Annotated in this window: 17 protein-coding genes and 1 pseudogene; all 18 read left to right on the top strand. The window is 54.7% G+C overall.

Annotated features, from left to right (window positions below; translation table 11 throughout):
• Window positions 1-71 precede the first annotated feature (71 nt).
• The 18 genes and pseudogenes from irp1 to CKO_RS03880 all read left to right on the top strand — a co-directional run bounded on the left by irp1 (window position 72) and on the right by CKO_RS03880 (window position 25,337).
• A complete protein-coding gene (gene irp1, locus CKO_RS03955) occupies window positions 72-9,563 on the top strand; it encodes a yersiniabactin polyketide synthase HMWP1 (RefSeq protein WP_012131844.1) in 9,492 nt (3,163 codons plus the stop codon).
• Complete coding sequence (ybtU, locus tag CKO_RS03950; RefSeq protein WP_012131843.1) at window positions 9,560-10,660, top strand: yersiniabactin biosynthesis oxidoreductase YbtU; 1,101 nt, start codon at window positions 9,560-9,562, stop codon at window positions 10,658-10,660. Before irp1 ends, ybtU begins: the two co-directional genes overlap by 4 nt.
• Entirely contained in the window at window positions 10,657-11,460 is an 804-nt protein-coding gene (gene ybtT, locus CKO_RS03945; protein WP_024130222.1) for a yersiniabactin biosynthesis thioesterase YbtT, read from the top strand. The genes ybtU and ybtT overlap by 4 nt, the downstream gene beginning before the upstream one ends.
• A gap of 3 nt (window positions 11,461-11,463) precedes the next feature.
• The gene (ybtE, locus tag CKO_RS03940; RefSeq protein WP_012131841.1) at window positions 11,464-13,041 is read left to right on the top strand and encodes a yersiniabactin biosynthesis salycil-AMP ligase YbtE; all 1,578 of its coding nucleotides are present in this window, start codon (window positions 11,464-11,466) and stop codon (window positions 13,039-13,041) included.
• Window positions 13,042-13,171: 130 nt separating this feature from the next.
• Window positions 13,172-15,193: a siderophore yersiniabactin receptor FyuA gene (gene fyuA, locus CKO_RS03935; RefSeq protein ID WP_012131840.1), complete on the top strand. Its 2,022-nt coding sequence runs from the start codon at window positions 13,172-13,174 to the stop codon at window positions 15,191-15,193.
• An 871-nt stretch (window positions 15,194-16,064) separates the two neighbouring features.
• A complete protein-coding gene (locus tag CKO_RS23440) occupies window positions 16,065-16,991 on the top strand; it encodes a hypothetical protein (protein WP_000039782.1) in 927 nt (308 codons plus the stop codon).
• A gap of 139 nt (window positions 16,992-17,130) precedes the next feature.
• Window positions 17,131-17,316 (top strand): AlpA family transcriptional regulator, encoded by a 186-nt coding sequence (locus CKO_RS03925; protein WP_000205185.1) that lies wholly within the window; start codon window positions 17,131-17,133, stop codon window positions 17,314-17,316.
• 21 nt (window positions 17,317-17,337) lie between these two features.
• A complete protein-coding gene (locus CKO_RS22210) occupies window positions 17,338-17,520 on the top strand; it encodes a hypothetical protein (protein ID WP_001513329.1) in 183 nt (60 codons plus the stop codon).
• Complete coding sequence (locus CKO_RS03920) at window positions 17,505-18,086, top strand: DUF2857 domain-containing protein (RefSeq protein WP_000937857.1); 582 nt, start codon at window positions 17,505-17,507, stop codon at window positions 18,084-18,086. The genes CKO_RS22210 and CKO_RS03920 overlap by 16 nt, the downstream gene beginning before the upstream one ends.
• Complete coding sequence (locus CKO_RS22205; protein WP_001112403.1) at window positions 18,076-18,285, top strand: TraR/DksA family transcriptional regulator; 210 nt, start codon at window positions 18,076-18,078, stop codon at window positions 18,283-18,285. Before CKO_RS03920 ends, CKO_RS22205 begins: the two co-directional genes overlap by 11 nt.
• Before the next feature lie 221 nt (window positions 18,286-18,506).
• Window positions 18,507-18,656: pseudogene (locus tag CKO_RS22970) on the top strand (Hha/YmoA family nucleoid-associated regulatory protein); the annotation flags it as partial.
• A 568-nt stretch (window positions 18,657-19,224) separates the two neighbouring features.
• Window positions 19,225-19,458: a hypothetical protein gene (locus CKO_RS03905; RefSeq protein ID WP_001231171.1), complete on the top strand. Its 234-nt coding sequence runs from the start codon at window positions 19,225-19,227 to the stop codon at window positions 19,456-19,458.
• Between the two features lie 72 nt (window positions 19,459-19,530).
• Window positions 19,531-20,241 (top strand): lytic transglycosylase domain-containing protein, encoded by a 711-nt coding sequence (locus CKO_RS03900; RefSeq protein ID WP_001593436.1) that lies wholly within the window; start codon window positions 19,531-19,533, stop codon window positions 20,239-20,241.
• On the top strand, window positions 20,241-20,534 hold the full coding sequence (locus tag CKO_RS03895) for a TrbC/VirB2 family protein (protein ID WP_000600171.1): 294 nt from the start codon (window positions 20,241-20,243) through the stop codon (window positions 20,532-20,534). The genes CKO_RS03900 and CKO_RS03895 overlap by 1 nt, the downstream gene beginning before the upstream one ends.
• 12 nt (window positions 20,535-20,546) lie before the next feature.
• A complete protein-coding gene (locus tag CKO_RS03890; protein WP_001096398.1) occupies window positions 20,547-23,285 on the top strand; it encodes a VirB4 family type IV secretion/conjugal transfer ATPase in 2,739 nt (912 codons plus the stop codon).
• A 17-nt stretch (window positions 23,286-23,302) separates the two neighbouring features.
• Window positions 23,303-24,010, top strand: coding sequence for a TrbJ/VirB5 family protein (locus CKO_RS03885; RefSeq protein WP_000857358.1), 708 nt, complete (start codon window positions 23,303-23,305; stop codon window positions 24,008-24,010).
• Window positions 24,011-24,017: 7 nt separating this feature from the next.
• Window positions 24,018-24,260 (top strand): EexN family lipoprotein, encoded by a 243-nt coding sequence (locus CKO_RS22195; RefSeq protein WP_001593437.1) that lies wholly within the window; start codon window positions 24,018-24,020, stop codon window positions 24,258-24,260.
• Between the two features lie 3 nt (window positions 24,261-24,263).
• Window positions 24,264-25,337, top strand: coding sequence for a TrbL/VirB6 family protein (locus CKO_RS03880; protein WP_001593439.1), 1,074 nt, complete (start codon window positions 24,264-24,266; stop codon window positions 25,335-25,337).
• Window positions 25,338-25,420 lie beyond the last annotated feature (83 nt).

Raw genomic sequence — 25,420 nt, 5'->3', positions numbered from 1 at the left:
TTTCCCCGGAACGCCATCGCGAACGCATGGCGTTCCATTGACTTTGTGAATCTTAGGAAACGGGACCGATTATGGATAACTTGCGCTTCTCTTCTGCGCCGACAGCAGATTCCATTGATGCATCGATCGCTCAACACTACCCGGACTGCGAACCTGTCGCGGTTATCGGCTACGCCTGCCATTTTCCTGAATCGCCGGATGGCGAAACGTTCTGGCAAAATCTGCTGGAAGGTCGTGAATGCAGCCGACGCTTTACGCGCGAAGAGCTTCTGGCCGTCGGTCTGGATGCCGCCATCATTGACGATCCTCATTATGTCAATATCGGTACGGTGTTAGACAACGCCGACTGCTTCGACGCCACCCTGTTTGGCTATTCGCGACAGGAAGCGGAGTCGATGGACCCGCAGCAGCGCCTGTTTTTGCAGGCGGTCTGGCATGCGCTGGAACATGCCGGTTATGCCCCCGGCGCCGTCCCCCATAAGACCGGCGTTTTCGCCTCTTCCCGGATGAGTACCTACCCCGGTCGCGAAGCATTGAACGTGACAGAAGTCGCGCAGGTAAAAGGTCTGCAATCTCTGATGGGCAATGATAAAGACTATATTGCCACCCGCGCCGCGTACAAACTCAACCTGCACGGCCCGGCGTTATCGGTACAGACCGCCTGCTCCAGCTCGCTGGTTGCCGTGCATCTGGCCTGTGAAAGCCTGCGCGCAGGCGAATCCGATATGGCGGTTGCCGGCGGCGTGGCGCTCTCTTTCCCCCAGCAGGCAGGCTACCGCTACCAGCCCGGAATGATTTTCTCTCCTGATGGTCACTGTCGTCCCTTTGACGCCTCGGCTGAGGGCACCTGGGCCGGTAACGGTCTCGGCTGCGTGGTGCTGCGTCGCCTGAGAGACGCGCTGCTGTCAGGCGATCCGATTATCTCGGTGATCCTCTCCAGCGCGGTCAACAACGACGGCAACAGAAAGGTCGGCTATACCGCCCCTTCCGTCGCAGGGCAACAGGCAGTCATCGAAGAGGCGTTAATGCTGGCGGCCATCGACGACAGGCAGGTAGGTTACATTGAAACCCACGGCACCGGCACACCGCTGGGCGACGCGATTGAAATTGAAGCGTTACGCAACGTCTATGCGCCTCGCCCGCAGGATCAGCGCTGTGCGCTCGGTTCCGTGAAAAGTAACATGGGCCATCTGGATACCGCGGCGGGCATTGCCGGACTGCTGAAAACCGTTCTGGCAGTCAATCGCGGGCAAATTCCTCCCTTACTGAATTTTCACACCCCCAACCCGGCGCTGAAACTTGAAGAGAGCCCCTTTACCATACCGGTGTCGGCACAGGCATGGCAGGACGAAATGCGCTATGCGGGCGTCTCCTCCTTTGGTATTGGCGGCACCAACTGCCATATGATCGTCGCCTCGCTGCCCGACGCGCTCAACGCGCGCCTCCCCAATACGGATAGCGGCAGAAAAAGTACCGCGCTGCTGCTCAGCGCCGCCAGCGACAGCGCGTTGCGGCGGCTGGCGACGGATTATGCCGGGGCGCTGAGAGAGAATGCGGATGCCAGCTCTCTGGCCTTCACAGCCCTGCACGCGCGCCGTCTCGATCTCCCCTTCCGCCTGGCGGCGCCATTAAACCGTGAAACCGCCGAGGCGCTCAGCGCCTGGGCCGGTGAGAAATCGGGGGCGCTGGTTTACAGCGGCCACGGCGCCAGCGGCAAGCAGGTGTGGCTGTTTACCGGCCAGGGCTCGCACTGGCGCACTATGGGTCAAACGATGTACCAGCACTCAACGGCGTTTGCCGACACGCTGGATCGCTGTTTTTCCGCCTGTAGCGAAATGCTCACGCCGTCACTGCGCGAAGCGATGTTTAACCCCGATTCGGCGCAACTGGACAATATGGCCTGGGCGCAGCCGGCGATTGTCGCGTTTGAAATCGCGATGGCGGCGCACTGGCGTGCTGAAGGACTGAAGCCAGACTTCGCCATTGGGCATTCCGTCGGTGAATTTGCCGCTGCTGTTGTCTGCGGACACTATACGATTGAACAGGTCATGCCACTGGTTTGTCGGCGCGGCGCGCTAATGCAGCAGTGCGCAAGCGGCGCGATGGTGGCGGTATTTGCAGACGAAGACACGCTGATGCCGCTGGCTCGCCAGTTTGAGCTGGATCTCGCCGCCAATAACGGTACGCAACATACGGTATTTTCCGGGCCGGAAGCCCGTCTCGCAGTATTTTGCGCCACGCTCTCGCAGCATGACATTAACTATCGTCGCCTGAGCGTAACCGGTGCGGCGCACTCCGCTTTACTGGAGCCGATACTCGATCGGTTCCAGGACGCCTGCGCGGGACTGCACGCGGAGCCGGGGCAAATACCGATTATTTCCACGCTCACCGCCGACGTCATTGATGAGTCAACGCTCAACCAGGCGGATTACTGGCGCCGACACATGCGCCAGCCGGTGCGTTTTATCCAGAGTATTCAGGTGGCGCATCAGCTCGGCGCCCGCGTTTTTCTGGAGATGGGGCCCGATGCCCAGTTGGTTGCTTGCGGGCAGCGCGAATACCGCGATAACGCATACTGGATAGCCAGCGCCCGGCGTAACAAAGAGGCGAGCGATGTCCTCAATCAGGCCCTGCTCCAGCTTTACGCTGCCGGCGTCGCCCTACCGTGGGCCGACCTGCTGGCGGGCGATGGACAACGTATCGCTGCGCCATGTTATCCGTTTGATACTGAGCGTTACTGGAAAGAGCGCGTCTCCCCGGCCTGCGAGCCTGCCGACGCAGCGCTGTCTGCCGGGCTGGAGGTGGCGAGTCGCGCCGCGACAGCGCTCGATCTCCCTCGCCTGGAAGCGCTTAAACAGTGCGCCACGCGACTGCACGCCATCTACGTCGATCAACTGGTACAACGCTGTACCGGCGATGCCATTGAGAACGGCGTGGACGCCATGACCATCATGCGCCGTGGACGTCTGCTGCCCCGCTACCAGCAGCTACTCCAGCGCCTGCTGAATAACTGCGTGGTCGACGGCGATTACCGCTGCACCGACGGGCGATACGTCCGCGCCCGCCCCATTGAACATCAACAGCGGGAATCACTGCTGACGGAACTTGCCGGTTATTGTGAAGGTTTTCAGGCTATTCCCGACACCATCGCCCGTGCCGGCGATCGGTTATATGAAATGATGAGCGGCGCGGAAGAACCGGTGGCGATTATCTTCCCGCAAAGCGCCTCCGACGGCGTGGAAGTGCTGTATCAGGAATTCAGCTTTGGCCGCTATTTCAACCAAATCGCCGCCGGGGTATTACGCGGCATTGTCCAGACGCGTCAGCCCCGCCAGCCGTTGCGTATTCTTGAAGTTGGCGGCGGAACCGGCGGCACCACCGCGTGGCTGCTGCCGGAACTTAACGGCGTTCCGGCACTGGAGTACCATTTCACCGATATCTCGGCGCTGTTCACCCGCCGCGCCCAGCAGAAATTCGCCGACTATGATTTTGTGAAGTATAGCGAGCTGGATCTCGAAAAAGAGGCGCAGTCTCAGGGCTTCCAGGCACAGTCTTACGATCTTATCGTGGCGGCGAACGTGATTCACGCCACCCGCCATATTGGTCGCACGCTCGATAATCTGCGCCCCCTGCTCAAGCCGGGCGGGCGCCTGCTGATGCGCGAAATCACCCAGCCAATGCGTCTGTTTGACTTCGTTTTCGGCCCGCTGGTTCTTCCGCTACAGGATCTCGACGCCCGCGAAGGTGAGTTATTCCTCACCACCGCTCAGTGGCAGCAACAGTGCCGCCACGCCGGATTCAGCAAAGTGGCGTGGCTACCGCAGGATGGCAGCCCAACCGCCGGGATGAGCGAACATATCATTCTCGCCACGCTGCCCGGTCAGGCGGTTAGCGCCGTAACATTCACCGCGCCATCAGAACCCGTGTTGGGGCAGGCGCTGACGGATAACGGTGATTATCTCGCCGACTGGTCTGATTGCGCAGGTCAGCCTGAACGGTTTAACGCCCGCTGGCAGGAGGCCTGGCGTCTGCTCTCACAGCGTCATGGCGACGCTCTGCCTGTGGAACCGCCCCCCGTCGCCGCCCCGGAGTGGCTGGAGGAGGTTCGCTTAAGCTGGCAAAACGAAGCCTTTTCCCGCGGTCAGATGCGCGTTGAAGCCCGTCATCCTGATGGCGAGTGGCTGCCGCTATCGCCCACCGCGCCTCTTCCTGCGCCGCAGACGCATTATCAATGGCGCTGGACGCCCCTCAACGTCGCCAGCGTTGACCATCCGCTTACCTTCAGCTTTAGCACCGGTACGCTTGCGCGCAGCGACGAGCTGGCGCAATACGGCATCATTCACGATCCGCACGCCTCTTCGCGACTGATGATTGTTGAGGAGAGCGAGGATACGCTGGCCTTAGCGGAGAAAGTGATAGCGGCGCTCACCGCCAGCGCAGCCGGATTGATTGTGGTCACCCGCCGCGCGTGGCGAGTCGAGGAAAATGAGGCACTCTCTGCGTCCCATCACGCGCTATGGGCCTTGCTTCGCGTCGCGGCCAACGAACAGCCGGAACGGTTGATTGCCGCCATCGATCTCGCCGAAAACACCCCGTGGGAAACGCTGCATCAAGGGTTGAGCGCAGTCTCACTATCACAGCGCTGGCTCGCCGCACGGGGTGACACCCTCTGGCTCCCTTCACTGGCGCCCAATACGGGATGCGCCGCTGAATTACCGGCAAACGTGTTTATCGGCGATAACCGCTGGCATCTGGTGACCGGTGCGTTTGGCGGATTAGGCCGCCTTGCCGTGAACTGGCTCAGAGAAAAAGGGGCGCGACGCATCGCCCTGCTGGCGCCGCGCGTGGATGAGTCATGGCTACGCGACGTGGAGGGCGGGCAGACGCGCGTCTGCCGTTGTGATGTGGGCGATGCCGGGCAACTGGCCACGGTTCTTGACGATCTGGCGGCCAACGGCGGCATTGCCGGAGCGATTCATGCCGCTGGCGTATTGGCTGACGCGCCGTTGCAGGAGCTTGACGACCACCAGCTGGCTGCCGTTTTCGCGGTAAAAGCGCAGGCGGCAAACCAGCTGTTGCAAACCCTGCGCAACCACGACGGACGCTATCTTATTCTCTACTCTTCCGCTGCCGCCACCCTCGGCGCGCCGGGTCAGAGCGCCCATGCGCTGGCCTGCGGCTACCTGGACGGGCTGGCCCAGCAGTTTTCCACCCTTGATGCGCCGAAAACGCTCTCTGTCGCCTGGGGCGCATGGGGAGAAAGCGGTCGGGCGGCCACGCCGGAAATGCTGGTGACGCTCGCCAGCCGAGGTATGGGCGCGTTAAGCGATGCCGAAGGCTGCTGGCACCTGGAACAGGCGGTGATGCGCGGCGCCCCGTGGCGACTGGCGATGCGCGTTTTTACCGACAAAATGCCCCCGTTACAACAGGCTCTGTTTAACATCAGCGCCACAGAAAAAGCCGCAACGCCGGTCATTCCTCCTGCTGATGACAACGCCTTTAACGGCAGCCTGAGCGATGAAACGGCGGTGATGGCATGGCTGAAAAAGCGGATTGCGGTTCAGCTAAGGCTGAGCGATCCGGCGTCACTGCGTCCAAACCAGGATCTGTTGCAACTCGGCATGGACTCGCTGCTCTTCCTTGAACTCAGTAGCGATATTCAGCACTACCTGGGTGTACGCATCAATGCGGAACGGGCGTGGCAGGATCTGTCTCCTCATGGACTCACGCAGCTTATCTGTTCTAAGCCAGAGACGACGCCTGCCGCTTCGCAGCCGGAAGTGTTGCGGCACGACGCCGACGAGCGTTATGCGCCCTTCCCTTTGACGCCCATTCAGCACGCCTACTGGCTGGGGCGAACCCACCTCATTGGCTATGGCGGCGTCGCCTGTCACGTCCTGTTTGAGTGGGATAAACGCCACGATGAGTTCGATCTCGCCATACTGGAGAAAGCATGGAACCAGCTTATCGCACGCCACGATATGTTGCGCATGGTGGTTGATGCCGACGGGCAGCAGCGAGTCCTGGCGACAACGCCGGAGTATCACATCCAGCGTGACGATCTGCGCGCGCTTTCCCCGGAAGAACAGCGTATAGCGCTGGAAAAACGGCGGCATGAACTGAGCTATCGCGTTTTGCCTGCCGACCAGTGGCCTCTTTTTGAGCTGGTGGTCAGCGAAATCGACGATTGCCATTACCGCCTGCACATGAACCTCGACCTTTTGCAGTTCGATGTGCAGAGTTTTAAAGTCATGATGGACGATCTGGCGCAGGTCTGGCGCGGTGAAACGCTGGCGCCGCTCGCTATTACCTTCCGTGATTATGTGATGGCTGAACAGGCGCGCCGACAGACATCGGCATGGCACGATGCCTGGGATTACTGGCAGGAAAAACTGCCGCAACTGCCCTTAGCGCCAGAGCTGCCGGTGGTTGAGACACCCCCGGAAACGCCACACTTCACCACCTTCAAATCGACGATCGGCAAGACAGAATGGCAGGCCGTGAAACAGCGCTGGCAGCAGCAAGGCGTCACACCGTCTGCCGCACTGCTCACGCTGTTTGCCGCCACCCTTGAGCGCTGGAGCCGCACCACGGCATTTACGCTGAACCTGACGTTCTTCAATCGCCAGCCGATCCATCCGCAAATCAACCAGTTGATTGGTGATTTTACCTCCGTCACGCTGGTTGATTTTAACTTCTCAACGCCGGTGACGTTGCAAGAGCAGATGCAACAGACCCAACAGCGCCTCTGGCAAAACATGGCGCACAGTGAAATGAACGGTGTTGAGGTGATCCGTGAGCTGGGCCGCCTGCGCGGGTCACAACGTCAACCGCTAATGCCGGTGGTGTTTACCAGTATGCTGGGGATGACGCTGGAAGGCATGACTATCGATCAGGCGATGAGCCATCTGTTCGGCGAACCCTGCTATGTGTTCACGCAAACGCCGCAGGTCTGGCTGGATCATCAGGTCATGGAGAGCGACGGCGAGTTGATGTTTAGCTGGTACTGCATGGACAACGTGCTGGAACCCGGCGCTGCCGAGGCGATGTTTAATGACTATTGCGCCATCCTGCAAGCCGTCATCGCCGCCCCTGAAAGCCTGAAGACTCTCGCCAGCGGCATCGCCGGGCACATTCCCCGCCGACGCTGGCCGCTGAACGCACAGACGGACTACGACCTGCGGGATATTGAGCAGGCGACGCTCGAATACCCCGGCATCCGGCAGACCAGAGCGGAAATGACCGAACAGGGCGCGTTGACGCTGGATATCGTGATGGCCGACGATCCGTCGCCATCAGCGGCGACGCCTGATGAGCACGAACTTACCCAACTGGCGCTGCCGTTGCCTGAGCAGGCGCAGCTTGATGAGCTGGAGGCGACCTGGCGCTGGCTGGAGGCGCGTGCGCTACAGGGGATCGCGGCCACGCTAAATCGTCACGGCCTGTTTACCACGCCGGAGATCGCCCATCGCTTTAGCGCAATAGTACAGGCGCTGTCCGCGCAAGCGTCTCACCAGCGTCTGCTGCGCCAGTGGCTACAGTGTCTGACGGAAAGAGCGTGGTTAATCCGCGAAGGTGAAAGCTGGCGCTGCCGCGTTCCGCTCAGCGAGATTCCTGAGCCTCAGGAAGCGTGCCCGCCAAGCCAATGGAGCCAGGCGCTGGCGCAGTATCTGGAAACCTGCATCGCCCGGCACGACGCCCTCTTCTCCGGGCAGTGTTCTCCGCTGGAATTGCTGTTCAACGAGCAGCATCGCGTTACCGACGCGCTGTATCGCGACAACCCCGCCAGCGCCTGTCTGAATCGCTATACCGCGCAGATTGCCGCCTTGTGCAGCGCAGAACGGATTCTGGAGGTTGGCGCCGGAACCGCAGCCACTACCGCGCCGGTGCTGAAGGCCACGCGGAACACGCGGCAGTCGTACCACTTCACGGACGTCTCCGCGCAGTTCCTCAATGACGCCAGAGCCCGTTTCCATGATGAATCGCGGGTGTCTTATGCCTTGTTCGACATCAACCAGCCGCTGGATTTCACCGCCCACCCGGAGGCGGGTTACGACCTGATCGTTGCCGTCAATGTGCTCCACGACGCCAGCCATGTCGTCCAGACGTTGCGCAGATTAAAACTGTTGCTGAAAGCCGGCGGACGTTTGCTGATCGTTGAAGCGACGGAGCGAAACAGCGTATTCCAGCTGGCGAGCGTGGGCTTTATTGAGGGATTAAGCGGATACCGCGATTTCCGCCGCCGGGATGAGAAACCGATGCTCACCCGCTCCGCATGGCAGGAGGTTCTCGTTCAGGCCGGGTTTGCAAACGAGCTGGCGTGGCCCGCGCAGGAATCGTCGCCGCTGCGCCAGCATCTGCTGGTGGCGCGTTCGCCTGGCGTAAATCGCCCGGATAAAAAAGCCGTGAGCCACTATTTACAGCAGCGCTTTGGCACCGGTCTGCCCATTTTACAGATCCGGCAAAGAGAAGCGTTATTTACGCCGCTGCATGCCCCGTCTGATGCGCCGACTGAGCCAGCCAAACCTACGCCAGTTGCCGGGGGGAATCCGGCGCTGGAAAAACAGGTGGCTGAACTCTGGCAATCGCTGCTGTCTCGCCCCGTGGCAAGGCATCACGACTTTTTCGAACTGGGCGGCGACAGCCTGATGGCGACAAGGATGGTCGCGCAGCTAAACCGGAGAGGGATTGCCAGGGCTAACCTTCAGGATCTGTTCAGCCATTCGACGCTGAGCGACTTCTGCGCCCATCTACAGGCGGCTACGTCAGGAGAGGACAACCCGATACCCCTTTGCCAGGGCGACGGCGACGAAACCCTGTTCGTCTTCCACGCTTCAGACGGCGATATCAGCGCCTGGCTGCCGCTCGCCAGCGCGTTGAACAGGCGCGTTTTCGGCCTGCAAGCAAAATCGCCGCAGCGCTTTGCCACGCTCGACCAGATGATCGATGAGTATGTCGGGTGCATCCGTCGTCAGCAGCCTCACGGCCCTTATGTGCTGGCGGGTTGGTCGTATGGCGCGTTTCTTGCGGCGGGCACCGCACAGCGCCTGTACGCCAAAGGCGAGCAGGTTCGGATCGCGTTAATCGATCCCGTGTGCCGACAGGATTTCTGTTGCGAAAACCGGGCGGCCCTGCTGCGCCTGTTAGCCGAAGGACAAACGCCTCTGGCGCTGCCCGAACATTTCGACCAGCAGACGCCCGACAGCCAGCTTGCCGACTTTATCAGCCTCGCTAAAACGGCCGGTATGGTGTCGCAAAACCTGACGCTGCAAGCGGCAGAAACGTGGCTCGATAACATCGCGCATCTGCTGCGTTTACTGACTGAGCATACGCCGGGCGAAAGCGTTCCGGTCCCCTGTCTCATGGTGTATGCCGCCGGGAGACCCGCACGCTGGACGCCAGCAGAAACCGAGTGGCAGGGCTGGATAAACAACGCCGACGACGCTGTGATTGAAGCCAGCCACTGGCAAATCATGATGGAAGCCCCCCACGTTCAGGCTTGTGCGCAACACATTACGCGCTGGCTTTGCGCAACCTCAACGCAACCGGAGAACACGTTATGATGCCGTCCGCCTCCCCAAAACAACGCGTACTGATTGTGGGCGCCAAATTTGGCGAAATGTACCTGAATGCCTTTATGCAGCCCCCGGAGGGGCTGGAACTGGTCGGCCTGCTGGCGCAGGGAAGCGCCCGCTCAAGAGAGCTGGCCCACGAGTTTGGCATTCCGCTGTATACCTCGCCGGAACAGATAACCGGGATGCCGGATATCGCCTGTATTGTCGTGCGTTCGACCGTCGCCGGAGGAACCGGTACGCAGCTTGCCAGACACTTTCTGGCGCGCGGCGTACACGTTATTCAGGAGCATCCCCTCCACCCGGATGACATCAGTTCCTTACAAACGCTGGCGCAGGAACAGGGCTGCTGCTATTGGGTAAACACGTTTTATCCGCATACGCGCGCGGGACGCACATGGCTTCGCGATGCGCAGCAGCTGCGTCGCTGCCTGGCTAAGACGCCGCCGGTAGTCCACGCCACCACCAGCCGACAGTTGCTCTACTCCACGCTGGATTTGTTGTTGCTGGCTCTGGGCGTTGATGCCGCCGCCGTGGAGTGCGACGTGGTTGGCAGCTTTAGCGATTTTCACTGCCTGAGACTCTTCTGGCCGGAGGGAGAAGCCTGCCTGCTGCTTCAGCGCTATCTCGATCCTGACGATCCAGATATGCATAGCCTTATCATGCACCGCCTGCTGCTGGGCTGGCCGGAAGGTCATCTTTCGCTGGAGGCGAGCTACGGCCCCGTCATCTGGTCATCCAGCCTGTTTGTCGCAGACCATCAGGAGAACGCCCACAGTCTCTACCGCAGACCGGAGATCCTGCGCGATCCGCCGGGTCTGACGCGCAGCGCGGCGCCCCTGAGCTGGCGTGACTGCTGCGAAACCGTCGGGCCGGAGGGCGTCAACTGGTTGCTACACCAGTTGCGCAGCCATCTGGCGGGCGAACATCCACCAGCGGCCTGCCAAAGCGTACATCAGATCGCGTTATCACGTTTATGGCAGCAGATTTTACGTAAGACCGGCAATGCGGAGATCAGACGCCTGACGCCGCCGCACCACGACCGGTTAGCCGGTTTCTACAACGATGATGATAAGGAGGCGCTGTGACGCAATCTGCAATGTGCATCCCGCTGTGGCCCGCCCGGAACGGCAATACTGCGCATCTGGTCATGTGCCCTTTCGCTGGCGGCAGCAGTAGCGCGTTTCGCCACTGGCGAGACAATCAAATGGCGAACAGCGCGCTTTCTCTGGTGACCTGGCCGGGGCGCGATCGCCTTCGCCATCTGGAACCGCTCAGAAGCATTACACAACTGGCGGCACTGCTGGCGAACGAACTGGAAGCGTCCGTATCGCCTGACACGCCGCTTTTACTCGCCGGGCACAGCATGGGAGCGCAGGTGGCGTTTGAAACCTGCCGACTTCTGGAGCAACGGGGGCATGCGCCGCAAGGACTGATTATTTCCGGGTGCCATGCCCCGCATCTGCATTCTGAACGCCAGCTCAGCCATCGCGATGATGCCGACTTTATCGCTGAACTGATAGACATTGGCGGATGTTCTCCTGAACTGCGGGAAAACCAGGAATTAATGTCGCTGTTTCTTCCTCTTCTGCGCGCTGATTTTTACGCCACCGAGAGCTATCACTACGACTCGCCCGACGTCTGTCCGCCGCTGCGCACGCCAGCGCTGTTATTGTGCGGCAGCCACGATCGCGAAGCCTCCTGGCAGCAGGTTGATGCCTGGCGTCAGTGGCTGAGCCACGTTACAGACCCGGTGGTGATTGACGGCGATCATTTCTATCCCATTCAACAAGCCCGGTCCTTTTTTACGCAGATTGTCCGCCATTTTCCCCACGCATTTTCTGCAATGACCGCGTTGCAAAAACAGCCCAGCACTTCAGAAAGGTGACGCATGAATTCTTCCTTTGAATCTCTGATTGAACAGTATCCCTTACCCATTGCCGAACAGTTGCGCCACTGGGCGGCCCGTTATGCCTCGCGAATTGCCGTCGTTGATGCAAAGGGGTCGTTAACCTACAGCGCGCTTGATGCACAAGTTGACGAACTTGCCGCAGGTCTGTCATCACTGGGTTTGCGTTCGGGGGAGCATGTAATTGTGCAGCTTCCCAACGACAACGCGTTTGTTACCCTGCTGTTCGCCTTGTTAAGACTGGGCGTTATCCCCGTGCTGGCGATGCCCTCGCAACGGGCGCTGGATATCGACGCGCTGATTGAGCTGGCGCAACCCGTCGCTTACGTTATTCACGGGGAAAACCACGCAGAGCTGGCCCGACAGATGGCGCACAAACACGCCTGCCTGCGTCATGTTCTGGTCGCTGGAGAGACCGTGAGCGACGATTTTACGCCGCTCTTCTCCCTTCACGGTGAGCGGCAGGCGTGGCCGCAGCCTGATGTTTCCGCCACCGCGTTGCTGCTGCTTTCAGGCGGCACAACCGGCACGCCCAAACTCATCCCGCGCCGACATGCCGACTATAGCTATAACTTCAGCGCTTCTGCTGAACTGTGCGGCATCAGCCAACAGAGCGTGTATCTCGCCGTCCTCCCGGTGGCGCATAACTTTCCGCTGGCCTGCCCCGGCATTCTGGGAACGCTTGCCTGCGGCGGAAAAGTGGTGCTGACCGACAGCGCCAGCTGTGATGAGGTGATGCCTTTAATCGCGCAGGAAAGAGTGACTCACGTCGCCCTGGTTCCGGCGCTGGCGCAATTATGGGTGCAGGCCAGGGAGTGGGAAGACAGCGACCTTTCGTCGCTGCGCGTCATTCAGGCAGGCGGCGCCCGGCTCGACCCGACGCTTGCTGAGCAGGTTATCGCCACCTTTGACTGTACCCTGCAACAGGTTTTCGGTATGGCGGAAGGCCTGCTCTGTTTTACCCGGCTGGACGATCCGCATACCACTATTCTCCACAGCCAGGGGCGCCCGTTGTCCCCTCTGGATGAAATCCGCATCGTTGATCAAGACGAGAACGACGTCGCACCGGGCGAAACCGGGCAATTGTTAACGCGCGGCCCTTATACCATCTCGGGCTATTACCGCGCCCCTGCTCACAACGCGCAGGCCTTTACTGCGCAAGGGTTTTACCGCACTGGCGATAATGTCAGGCTGGATGAGGCGGGGAACCTGCACGTTGAGGGGCGCATAAAAGAGCAGATCAACCGCGCCGGAGAAAAAATAGCCGCTGCTGAAGTGGAATCGGCACTGCTGCGTTTAGCGGAAGTGCAAGATTGCGCGGTGGTCGCCGCGCCGGACACGCTGCTTGGCGAGCGGATTTGCGCGTTTATCATCGCGCAGCAGATGCCAACTGACTACCAACAACTGCGTCAACAACTGACCCGTATGGGACTCAGCGCGTGGAAAATTCCTGACCAAATCGAGTATCTGGACCACTGGCCGCTCACCGCCGTCGGCAAGATAGACAAAAAACGCCTGACGGCTCTCGCCGTCGACCGTTATCGCCATTCTGTCCAATAAGCGCAAACCGACCCGAAACAGGTTGAAATAAACCCGTTTCGGGTAGCACCACTATTAGAAATAGTTATCATTTTCAATTCACCATTGTCGGTATTTTTGGCGTTTCGCCGTCTTACAGGGACTCACAACAATGAAAATGACACGGCTTTATCCTCTGGCCTTGGGGGGATTATTGCTCCCCGCCATTGCTAATGCCCAGACTTCACAGCAAGACGAAAGCACGCTGGTGGTTACCGCCAGTAAACAATCTTCCCGCTCGGCATCAGCCAACAATGTCTCGTCTACCGTTGTCAGCGCGCCGGAATTAAGCGACGCCGGCGTCACCGCCAGCGACAAACTCCCCAGAGTGTTGCCCGGGCTCAATATTGAAAATAGCGGCAACATGCTTTTTTCGACGATCTCGCTACGCGGCGTCTCTTCGGCGCAGGACTTCTATAACCCCGCCGTCACCCTGTATGTCGATGGCGTCCCTCAGCTTTCCACCAACACCATCCAGGCGCTTACCGATGTGCAAAGCGTGGAGTTGCTGCGTGGCCCACAGGGAACGTTATATGGCAAAAGCGCTCAGGGCGGGATCATCAACATCGTCACCCAGCAGCCGGACAGCACGCCGCGCGGCTATATTGAAGGCGGCGTCAGCAGCCGCGACAGTTATCGAAGTAAGTTCAACCTGAGCGGCCCCATTCAGGATGGCCTGCTGTACGGCAGCGTCACCCTGTTACGCCAGGTTGATGACGGCGACATGATTAACCCCGCGACGGGAAGCGATGATTTAGGCGGCACCCGCGCCAGCATAGGGAATGTGAAACTGCGTCTGGCGCCGGACGACCAGCCCTGGGAAATGGGCTTTGCCGCCTCACGCGAATGTACCCGCGCCACCCAGGACGCCTATGTGGGATGGAATGATATTAAGGGCCGTAAGCTCTCACTTAGCGATGGTTCACCAGACCCGTACATGCGGCGCTGCACTGACAGCCAGACCCTGAGTGGGAAATACACCACCGATGACTGGGTTTTCAACCTGATCAGCGCCTGGCAACAACAGCATTATTCACGGACCTACCCTGTCGGCACATTACTCGTTAATCTGCCGCAACGCTGGAATCAGGATGTCCAGGAGCTGCGCGCCGCAACCCTGGGCGATGCGCGTACCGTTGATATGGTGTTTGGCCTCTATCGGCAGAACACGCGCGAGCAAATGCAGGCAACTTACGACATGCCTACCATGCGTTATCTGACCAGCGCCGGCTATACCACCGCTGAAACGCTGGCCGCATACAGTGACCTGACCTGGCATTTAACCGATCGTTTTGACATCGGTGGCGGCGTTCGCTTCTCACATGATAAGGCCAGTACGCAATATCACGGCAACCTGGCCGGAAACCCATTTGGCGATGATGGAAAAAGCGACGACGATCAGGTACTCGGACAGCTATCCGCAGGCTATATGCTGACCGACGACTGGAGAGTGTATACCCGTGTAGCCCAGGGATATAAACCTTCCGGGTACAACATCATTCCTACCGCAGGTCTTTCTGCCAAACCGTTCGTCGCCGAGAAGTCCATCAACTATGAACTTGGCACCCGCTACGAAACCGCTGACGTCACCCTGCAAGCCGCGACGTTTTATACCCACACCAAAGACATGCAGCTTTACTCTGGCCCGGTCGGGATGCAGACATTAAGCAATGCGGGTAAAGCCGACGCCACCGGCGTTGAGCTTGAAGCGAAGTGGCGGTTTGCGCCAGGCTGGTCATGGGATATCAATGGCAACGTGATCCGTTCCGAATTCACCAATGACAGTGAGTTGTATCACGGTAACCGGGTGCCGTTCGTACCACGTTATGGCGCGGGAAGCAGCGTGAACGGCGTGATTGATACGCGCTATGGCGCACTGATGCCCCGACTGGCGGTTAATCTGGTCGGGCCGCATTATTTCGATGGCGACAACCAGTTGCGGCAAGGCACCTATGCCACCCTGGACAGCAGCCTGGGCTGGCAGGCGACTGAACGGATGAACATTTCCGTCTATGTCGATAACCTGTTCGACCGTCGTTACCGTACCTATGGCTACATGAACGGCAGCAGCGCCGTCGCGCAGGTCAATATGGGTCGCACCGTCGGTATCAATACGCGAATTGATTTCTTCTGATTATTGTAAAAGGGATACCGAAAAGGTATCCCTTTTACACCACTAGTTAAAACCAGTAACTCAGCAGAGTCGCAAAAAATATTATTCCATAGTGATTATTTAAACAATGAAATTGCGATTAGGACAAATAGATTTAACTTTCTCGTTCCTTTCTCTCCTTATACTAAAGAAATAATCATATCAAAATAAAAATTCACAACAGTGCAACATTAAAAACACAACCAACAAACAATCCTATATACAAGGCACATCTCCAGAATATAAAAGCACAGACAAACAACCTAAAAAAAACAACCCGAATTAATAAAACCTTTACAATTACACACCCTCAACTCAAAACAATTTCGAAAACTCAAAGATTTCATCGGCAAAAACAGTCATTAACACATCTATTTTTTTGAAATTCTGTAGAGTAAAACTGATATAAAGCATTTATCATATTAACATATCAATAAGTGCAAACTTAAAAATCAAAAGTTAGGGTTCAGTAAAACCAATTCGCCACAAAAAAACCACCCCATACATATAAATTATTTTATAGGTAAAATAGATTATATATTCTCATAGCTACCACAAACTATACTAGCCTGAACTATATTTATTCTTCTGCAATCAATGCATACATAACACAAATATCACTCAGGTACACTACTCAAACCACGCTGGGATTTTTCCTCAAGTTATAATCATCACCCCGAAAATCATTCGGCATTTACTCATTAAATAGTCACCCCATAGGCCTGTACATGTTCACTCAGAAATATACATCCTTTTCTCTGTCATAAACCCTCTGATTAATCATAAATAAATACTTGTGGCACCAATCTTTTTCCTTAACGGAACGAATTGTTGTGTAGAAGGAGATAATATTATGTCAAAAAAATATCAGCCATTGCTTATAACTCATTATATGTCAACATGGGTCACTATAACGGAAGCAGTTGAGATCACTACCAAAGCCATAAAACAAAAAATTACTCCTAGCGATATTTATCGTCATGCCTTGAGTGGCAACATCCTACTATCGGTCTATTTCCAGTCTCCTGTGATACTTAAGAAGATACAAACTTTTAATGGAAAAATAAAATTCAGGCAGTTTGAGGGAGACCTACTTGATAAACTATGCATGCTTGACAGGGACGGTTTTATTTATGGTCAAAATTTAAGACTCTGTACAGAAGCCAGATATGTTTGTCCTGTGCAACAAATTATAGATACCCCCCTGATAGGCTATGAATATGTTTTGATTCAGCGCATACTGGCACGTGAACTTAAATTCCCCTCCCCAATTGTGGGGGCAAGAAAAACTAACCATGGTATTATAGTAAGATTTTCAGAGGAGCTTTTTCAAATTTTCGAAACGATGAGTTGGAAAGAACGCGTAGAAAAACAAATTTCCAGACTACCTAAAAACACAGCATTAGATGTCATAAAAAAACTAACAGAAGTGACGACCATAAAATATAATCACAATGGGTGCTTTCCTCTTTATACATTACCGCCTGATGCCTGTTTTGTTATTCGCCACACCGAAGTCGAAAGACTAATTAATTTATACAAAAAAAGGGAGAGTCATCCCATTTCACCTTCCCGTATGACAACACCGTTATCACGCCTGTTTTGGCTGGCCTGCAAGCACAATGATACTATCAGCCCACTGCTGAATCATCCCTATAAGCTCCTTTCTATTTTTGAACAATGGGCATCAGACGATGGCATCGGGGAAAAACTGGACGCTGAAACACTGAAAAATGCGCTGAAGCGTGGTTCGCCATCTTCGACATCCTTATCCGGCTAATACCATCCCCATTTGTAATGGCCGACAACCCTAAATAAGGGTTTTGCATCCCTTATTTAGGGCTCACCAGCTTTCTCTCAGGCTTCCACTGTGTTTTTTTATTCTCCGGCCACCGTTTATTTCAGTCACAGGAGGATATATGACATCTTATCAGTTACTACGCCTCAGACAGGTTGAGCAAAAAACAGGGCTGAAGCGTTCACAGATATACCTTTATATGAAAGAGGGTGCATTTCCCCGTTCAATAAAAATAGGCCCTGCTAGTGTTGCCTGGCTCGAGTCTGAGATTGACGAGTGGATCAACAAAAAGTTATCTGACCGATAAAGACGCAATGAGGAGAAGATGATGAACATTAATATCCCGGCACTCATAAACTTCGATCCTGCAGGTATAAAAAAAAGCACCTGCATGTATATTTCAGACCTGCCCGGTATTGTGCTATATGACACTATACCATTCACTGAATATTCAGCTGAATTACTGAGCACTTATTCAGTTAAGGAGTCAATTTCATGCTTCCATCCCTGAATCATATTATATTAACCGTTGCTCTTCAGGCGCTACGGGAAGGAAATATTCATCACTGCGAAACTATGGGATTCACTTACGATGAAATGAATTTGCTCGGTTGCTTATCAATAAACGATCTTATCACCCTCAGTCAGGCACCTTTACCGCTTGTCGATATTACTATCCGCCATGATGTCCTGCAAAAATTACTGGCATCATCCCACGAGGAAAACAGGCGTCAGGAACAACTGAACAGAGCTGTCAGGCTGGGGGGCTCAATCGCACTGATGAACCGTTATTTCGGGGTTGGCTCCAGAGAAACCTGTGCACGCCGCCGGTTACTCGGTGTCTCCGTTCCAAACGGGAGAACACCCATTCCGGATGAAGAAACCGATGCTGCAATCTGGCATCAGTGGCAAAAATATCGGGTCGAAAACATTGATTCCCCGGAGGCGCTGGACGCCATGATGCAGGTTACAGAAAACCTTTCATCGTGTACTGCCCCCTCGCTGACCGTTGTCTGGAACTGCATCACGCATTGCGAAAGAAAGAACACGGTAAGGAGAATACAACGTGCCAGATGAAATCGATCGCGATCAGGCGTTTAATGAACGGTGCCTAGAAGCACTGATTGAACAAAGCCGGTTAAGACCCACACCGACACCTTCCCTGCAGCACTGTCGATTTTGCGGCAAGGCTATTCCGGAAAAACGCCGTCAGACGCTGCCGGGTGTAACAACCTGTACTGACTGTCAGTCGATACTGGAGAAACGCAGACGTTAAATCTGTATGTGCGGAGGAGAATAGCTCCGCACATTTTAATATGCACCAGCCGGCTTGTTTTCAGGTTCCCGTGCCTCCATGTCATGGATGAATAACCTGCTCACATCTCCTGCTGTGGCAATCCTTTTTTACAGTCAGTACACCAGAGGTCAGACATGAACAAACCGGCAAACAAGATGGAATTCGTCAGAAAACTGCGGTAAATAAATGACGGCAGCCTGCTGGAAAAGGTTGTCGGGCATATGGAAGAAAAGCTCACAGGGAATGAGCTTGAAATGCTTTATGCCGCAGCAGATTATCGCCGCGCAGAGATTGTAATGAACCAGTACTTTGATAAGGTTCCCGGTAATGTCTGGAAATATGTCAGATAACTCTGTGTTTTTTATGCAACAGGTACAGACGGACACCACTGCGGCATGAAAACGAATTTCACCACCCGGCCCGGTAAGTATCGGCCTAAGTGGCCGGGAAACGTTTAACCAGATTAAAGACCGTCCCTTACAACAAAAGGGACTACTGTATTCCTGTCTTTCACGCCTTACACATTATTGTCGTTACCAAATTCAGCCACAGAGACAGCATACAACCCCATCTGACATATAAAGAAAGTCTTCCTCCGGATGTTTAATTTAACCTGATAATAATCAACAAATATTATTATCAGCCCGCCCGTCATCATTCATGCACACACACACCGTGCCAGTAATACGTTAATTTCACATACTTTTTTATCATTCCTTCCGGTATTTATTTTCCCGTTAAAATTTCATTACCCCTCCTGCATCCTGACCATGCTCTTTAACAATATGGAGCGGGCTGTCACACAACCATAATTCAGGGTGCCGCTGAATGTTCTCGCTGACCCGTTAAAACCGGAATGCAGGATCGGAATGTGATCGAAGAAATCATCTTCAACAATTTTAATTAAACGAGGACATTATGAGAAAGCCTGTTTATTACGCGTATGTTGCCCAGGAAAGTCATCCGGACTCTCAGGGTGAGAAAAATACCTGGTGGACAAAGGTCGGAGTCGCCTTTCCCCACCACGGTAAATCCGGTCTGAATATTGTCCTGACGCCCGGTATTGCCGTTTCCGGCAAACTGGTCCTGCTTGAGCCCCGGGAGGAAAATAATCCACCACAGAATACGGGCCCCATCGAAACCGTGTCGTAACCACCCTTAATTCTGTTCCCACAGCATGCAGTATCAGCAGACCCTGCATGTCACTTGTTTACTGAGGTCACCATGCTTTCCACCACAGCCTTTCTGGCGATAGCCATGCAGTGCGCCGCCAGCATTCATCCGTCCACGGCATTCGACGTGGCACGGGTGGAATCCGGTTTTAACCCTTATGCCATCGCTGAGATTGTCCCGAAGGCCGGCCCCTCTTTCGGCGATCAACACATTATTTCTCACCTGCCAGCCAGCCGGGGAGATGCAGAGCATATTCTCCGTCGCCTGTCAGCACAGGATCGCCGTTACTCTGTCGGGCTGATGCAAATCACCAGCACCAATTTCCGCCATTATGGTGTGTCCGCCACAGAGCTACTTGATCCCTGTACCAATCTGTCCGTCTTCGAACACATTCTCAGAGACTGCTACCGGCGCGGCGGCACGCTGAAAAGGGCGCTGAGTTGTTATTATTCCGGCAATTTCAGTACCGGGCAACAACCTGAAACGGCGTTTTCCGGAACGAGCTATATCCAGCGAATCGGTTATCCGCCGGGATCATCCCGCTATGCGGTCCCCGGAACCCGTGAGGACAAATCATCAGTTGCCGTTCCCCTGAAAACCGCCCCTGCCAGTGACTCATCCCGTCACCACGTGATCTGGCCCGGAGTCGTCGTCCGTGGCGTCCCTGCGAAACTCCGCCAAGAAAAAATCTTCATCGCACCGTTCTCCGCGCCGTCAGTGCGCCGGAGTTTCTCCCTGTCACCCCGTGAGGAGGAGGAATAATGATACTTTTCCGCAAGCTAAAAGCTGTGGTCCCCCCCGTTTCGGCCTGTACGCTGACGACTTTTTCTGCAACCCCGGCACTGGCCGACGGATTTCAGCGGGCAAATACTGTCATGCAAAAAGTGTCAACCGGGCTGCATGGTCTGGCGGCAATCACGATCACCGTGGCCGTGATCTGGATTGGCTATAAGACCCTGTGGAAAGGCGAGAGCCTGTCGCAGTGCGGCTACATCATCATTGGCGGCATTTTAATTGGCGGAGGCAGTGAAATCGGCGCTCTGCTGATGAGCTAAGAGGCTGAACATATGGCAAAGCTGCTCAAGGCAATGAAACGCCCGGCGGCGCTGTGGGGGGTGCCAATGGTGCCCCTGCTGGCTGTCACGGGTGTAACCATCATCGTTGCTATCTGGACTTCCGTCGCTCTCCTGTTCTTACTTCCTGTGCAATTTCTGGTGATGAAGTCCCTTACCAGAAATGAACCGATGCGGTTCAATCTGATTGCCGTATGGCTGAGAGCGAAGGGAAAGCCGGTAGCAAACCGTTTATTTGGCGCAACAACATTTATGCCCGTTGAGCATGATGATGTTGATATCAAGGAGTTTCTCGACGCCATGAAACTAAATCAGTGTGCCACCATCAAGAAGTACATCCCGTACTCATCGCACATTCATCAGCATGTGGTTCGTTCCCCTAAGAGCGATCTGTACTGCACCTGGGAATTGATGGGAACGCCGTTCGACTGCGAGTCTGACGAGTCGCTCCAGTTCGGGACGAACCAGTTACACGGGCTAATCCGCTCATTCGAAGGTATGCCAGTTACTTTCTATATCCATAACGACCGCAATACGTTTACCGACAATCTTCATAAAGATTCCGGCAACCCGTATGCCGATGAAGTTAGCCGTCTTTACTACGCTTCTGTCGGTCTGTTCCGGCGCAACCGCCTGTTCCTGACGGTCTGCTATCGCCCGTTTGTCAGCCTTGAAAAAGCAGAACGCAAACGGATGAAAGACAGCCAGAAACTAAAGGAGCTGGACGGTGCTTTGCTGGAAATGCTGGAAATAAAAAGCACGCTCGATACCGCGCTGTCGCGCTATGGTGCGCGACCTCTCGGTACGTTTACCGAAGGAAACGCGGTGTTTTCGTCGCAACTGGCTTTCTATGAATATCTGCTAACGCACCAGTGGCGAAAAGTGCGCGTCACCCGTACCCCGGCCTATGACGTGATGGGGGCGGCGGCGTTGTTCTTTTCGGCTGAATCCGGGCAGATAAACCACGCCAACGGTACGCAATATTTCCGGGGGCTGGAGGTTAAAGAGTTCTCCGAAGAGACCGCCACGGGGATGATGGACTCCCTTCTTTACGCCCCCTGCGATTACGTGATCACGCAGTCCTATACCTGCATGTCACGCGAGGAAGCGAAGAAAGCCATTAAGCGTACCCGTCGCCTTTTGATGAGTGCCGACGACGATGCTGTTTCCCAGCGGCTGGATCTGGATGTGGCGCTTGACCTGCTGACATCGGGGAAAATCGCTTACGGCAAGCACCATTTTTCCATCATGGTGTATTCCCCGTCGCTGGAAAGCCTGGTTGCTGATACGAATGAAATCAGTAACGCGCTGAACAACATAGGGATAACGCCTGTTCCGGCAGAAATATCGCTTTCAGCGGCGTATATGGCGCAACTGCCAGGCAACTACAACCTGAGGCCACGTAAAGGGGAGCTGAGTAGCCAGAACTTTGTGGAGCTGGCCGCGCTCCATAATTTCTATCCGGGCAAGCGCGATAAAGCCCCCTGGGGGGATGCGATGGCTTTACTGCGCACCCCGTCAGGCGATGGCTACTATATCAACCTGCATAACACACTGGCAGATAAGGACGAATTCAACGAGAAGAACCCGGCCAGTACCTGCATCCTCGGTACGAACGGTTCGGGTAAAACCATGTTGATGACGTTCTTTGAGATCATGCAGCAGAAATACGGGCGCGAGGATAGCTTCTCCCCGGATGCCAAAACCAAACGGCTGACAACCGTTTACCTCGATAAAGACCGGGGCGCAGAGATGAACATCCGGGCGCTGGGTGGCCGTTACTATCGGGTTATCAGTGGTGAGTCTACAGGGTGGAACCCGTTCTCGTTGCCAGCAACCAAACGCAATATCAATTTCATCAAGCAACTGATGAAAATCCTTTGTACCCGTAACGGCTCGACGATCTCCCCACGCGATGAACGACGTCTGAGTGATGCGGTCAATGCTGTGATGAATGACGAGCCGCAATATCGCGTCTACGGCATTACCCGAATGCTGGAAAATTTGCCTGAGCCGGCTACGAAAGAAGCCCAGGAAAACGGCCTTAGCATTCGGTTGTCACAGTGGGCGCAGGGCGGTGAGTTCGGCTGGGTGTTTGATAACGAGTCTGACACGTTCGATATCAGCAACTGCGATAACTTCGGCATCGACGGAACGGAGTTCCTGGACGATGCAAGCGTATGTGCGCCAATCTCGTTTTATCTGCTGTACCGCATTACCAGCCTGCTTGACGGGCGACGCCTGGTCATTTTCATGGATGAATTCTGGAAGTGGTTACGCGACCCGGTGTTTAAGGACTTTGCTTATAACAAGCTGAAAACCATCCGTAAGCTGAACGGGATGCTGGTCGTCGGTACTCAATCCCCGGCAGAGATCATCAAAGATGATATCGCCCCGGCAGTGATTGAGCAGTGCGGGACACAGATTCTGGCGGCGAACCCCAACGCCGACCGCGCACACTATGTTGACGGTATGAAGTTTGAACCGGAAGTGTTCGACGTGGTGAAAGGGCTTGACCCGCAAGCCCGCCAGTATGTTGTGGTGAAAAATCAGTTCAAGCGCGGCGATACCAAACGTTTTGCCGCTCGTGTCACGCTCGACCTGTCGGGTATCGGCAGATACACCAAAGTCATGAGCGGCGATGCCCCCAACCTCGAAATATTCGAATCGATTTACCGGGAAGGAATGCAGCCTCATGAATGGCTCGATACCTACCTGGCTAAAGCGCTCTGACCCAAAGGAGATATACGATGAAAACTCGCTTTCGTACTCTTATTCTGGCTTGCGTCATTGCAAGCCCACTGGCTCATGCTGGTATTCCCGTCGCTGTTGATGCTGACCCTATGCGGGACGTGCAGTGGGCGCAGGAGTTAAAACGCTGGATGGAAACGGCCAGACACTACCAGTCACAAATACAGGCATATAAAGACCAACTGGCGACGGCCACTGGCGTTCGTGATATTGCTGATTTTGTTGACCAGGCCAAAGGCCTGAAAGCTGACCTTGAAAAGCTGCGTAAGCCCGGACAGGCACTGAATGACCTGCTTCTCTCCGGCGGTTCCTCCGGGCAGTTCGATGCGTTGTACGAGAAGTATAAAATTTTCGACACCTGCAACACTGCGCAATCGGGGAGTTATGCCAACGTATGCAAGCAGCAGGTCATCAACAAGGCTATCCAGCTTGAGCAAACCGACGAGGTTCAGAACCAGGTAAGCCAGACCCTGGGGGAAATAAACAGTCTCTCCAACAGGGTAGCGTTAGCCAAAGATTCGAAAGAATCTCAAGACCTTGCAAACAGTATTCAGCTAAAATCTGTCATGCTGAACACGCTTACCACCCAATGGGAAATGAGCGTGAAAGCAGCAGAGAAGCGCGAAAATGCGCTAGAAGCGGAGCGTGTTAAGCAGTGGAATCAGCAGCAGTTAAACGCGCCAACTGCTGACCTTAATAATTTATGAGGTATTTATGTTATCAAAAAAAATTATTTTAATTTCGACGATCACCCTGTGCTTTTCTATTGTTGGATGCAAAGAGGAAGCTAAAACAACAAAATGGTATAGGGATCACCCTGACGAATTAAAACTAGTTTATGAAAAGTGCCAAAAGAGTGGTGACGCTTCTGAAAATTGCAAGAATGCAAATGAAGCCCACTATCAAATCAAGCAGCTAAACGCACCAACTCCAGACTTAAATAATTTAGAGGAGTAATATATGAGTGGCGGTCTTTTTGTTGGGGTTGAAAAATACCTGATAGGAGGAATTACAGACGCCACAAAGGGATTGATGATGTCGTACTCTTCTATGATGATGGGGCTGGCAGCAGCGTCAGCTACCATCTACATCATGTGGCGTGGATACCAGACTTTGGCTGGTAAGCTATCTACGCCTATGGAAGACACGATGTGGGACATCATGAGGATGGCGATCATCCTGTCCTTTGTGGCTAATTTAGGCGGCTACCTCGATGGCGTTATTGATGCCATAAACGGAATAAAGGAGGGTTTTTCTGGTAGTGATAATATATGGCAGTTATTAGACACCCTATGGAATAAGGCTAAAGTGTTAGGGAAAACGCTACATGACATGGATAATTCTACATATGTAAAAGATGAGGGAATGACTGCTCAATTTTGTGTATGGCTTGGAATATTCGCACTTATGATTCTAGCGGGCTTTGTTTCAATGGTTGCCGAAGTAATGATTCTACTATTAGGAATAACTGCACCTATTTTCATATTCTGCCTTATGTATGGTTTCCTCCGCCCCATGTTCAATAACTGGTTGCAAAATATATTTGCAGGAATATTAACAATTCTATTTGCCGCTCTCTCATTGAGAATTGTAGTGAATTACTTGAATCTCGTTCTTAATAAGGCGACGAAGGTAGCAGACAGTTCAACAATTGTTGAACTTGGTGCTCAAGTCTGCCTTGCAGGTATTTTCGCTGCAATACTGGTGTATATTTCCGCTAAGGTAGCCGCAGCTCTGGCCGGGGCAAGCGCTACCGTATCCATGCAGGGGCTGGCCGCTGTAGGTATCGGTGCGGCTGCTTTTGGTGCCGGGAAGCTAGCCGGGGGTGCAGTTAAAGAAACCAAACGTTCCGCCCAGGACAACATTCAGGGCTGGAAGGATGCGAATGCAGGTAAGCCCGGCAAGCCCGGAGGTGAGTTAGGCTATAACGCATCTAAAGCGCGGAAGTACGCGATTGAGCAGATGATAGCCCGGAACGAAGCGCGGAGGCTGGCACAGTCGAGAGAATCCGCGGTTAAGAAGTTCAACAGCTAGGCCAGACGTCTCCCGTCCATCCCCCCGAAATATCATCATATGAAAATATAATTATATTTTCATATATCTAATTTAGTTGAGGA

This window comes from Citrobacter koseri ATCC BAA-895, assembly GCF_000018045.1.
GTDB classification, from domain to species: Bacteria; Pseudomonadota; Gammaproteobacteria; order Enterobacterales; family Enterobacteriaceae; genus Citrobacter_B; species Citrobacter_B koseri.
The sequence above is the reverse complement of the archived record's forward strand: the minus strand, read 5'-3'. Positions and strand labels throughout refer to the sequence as shown.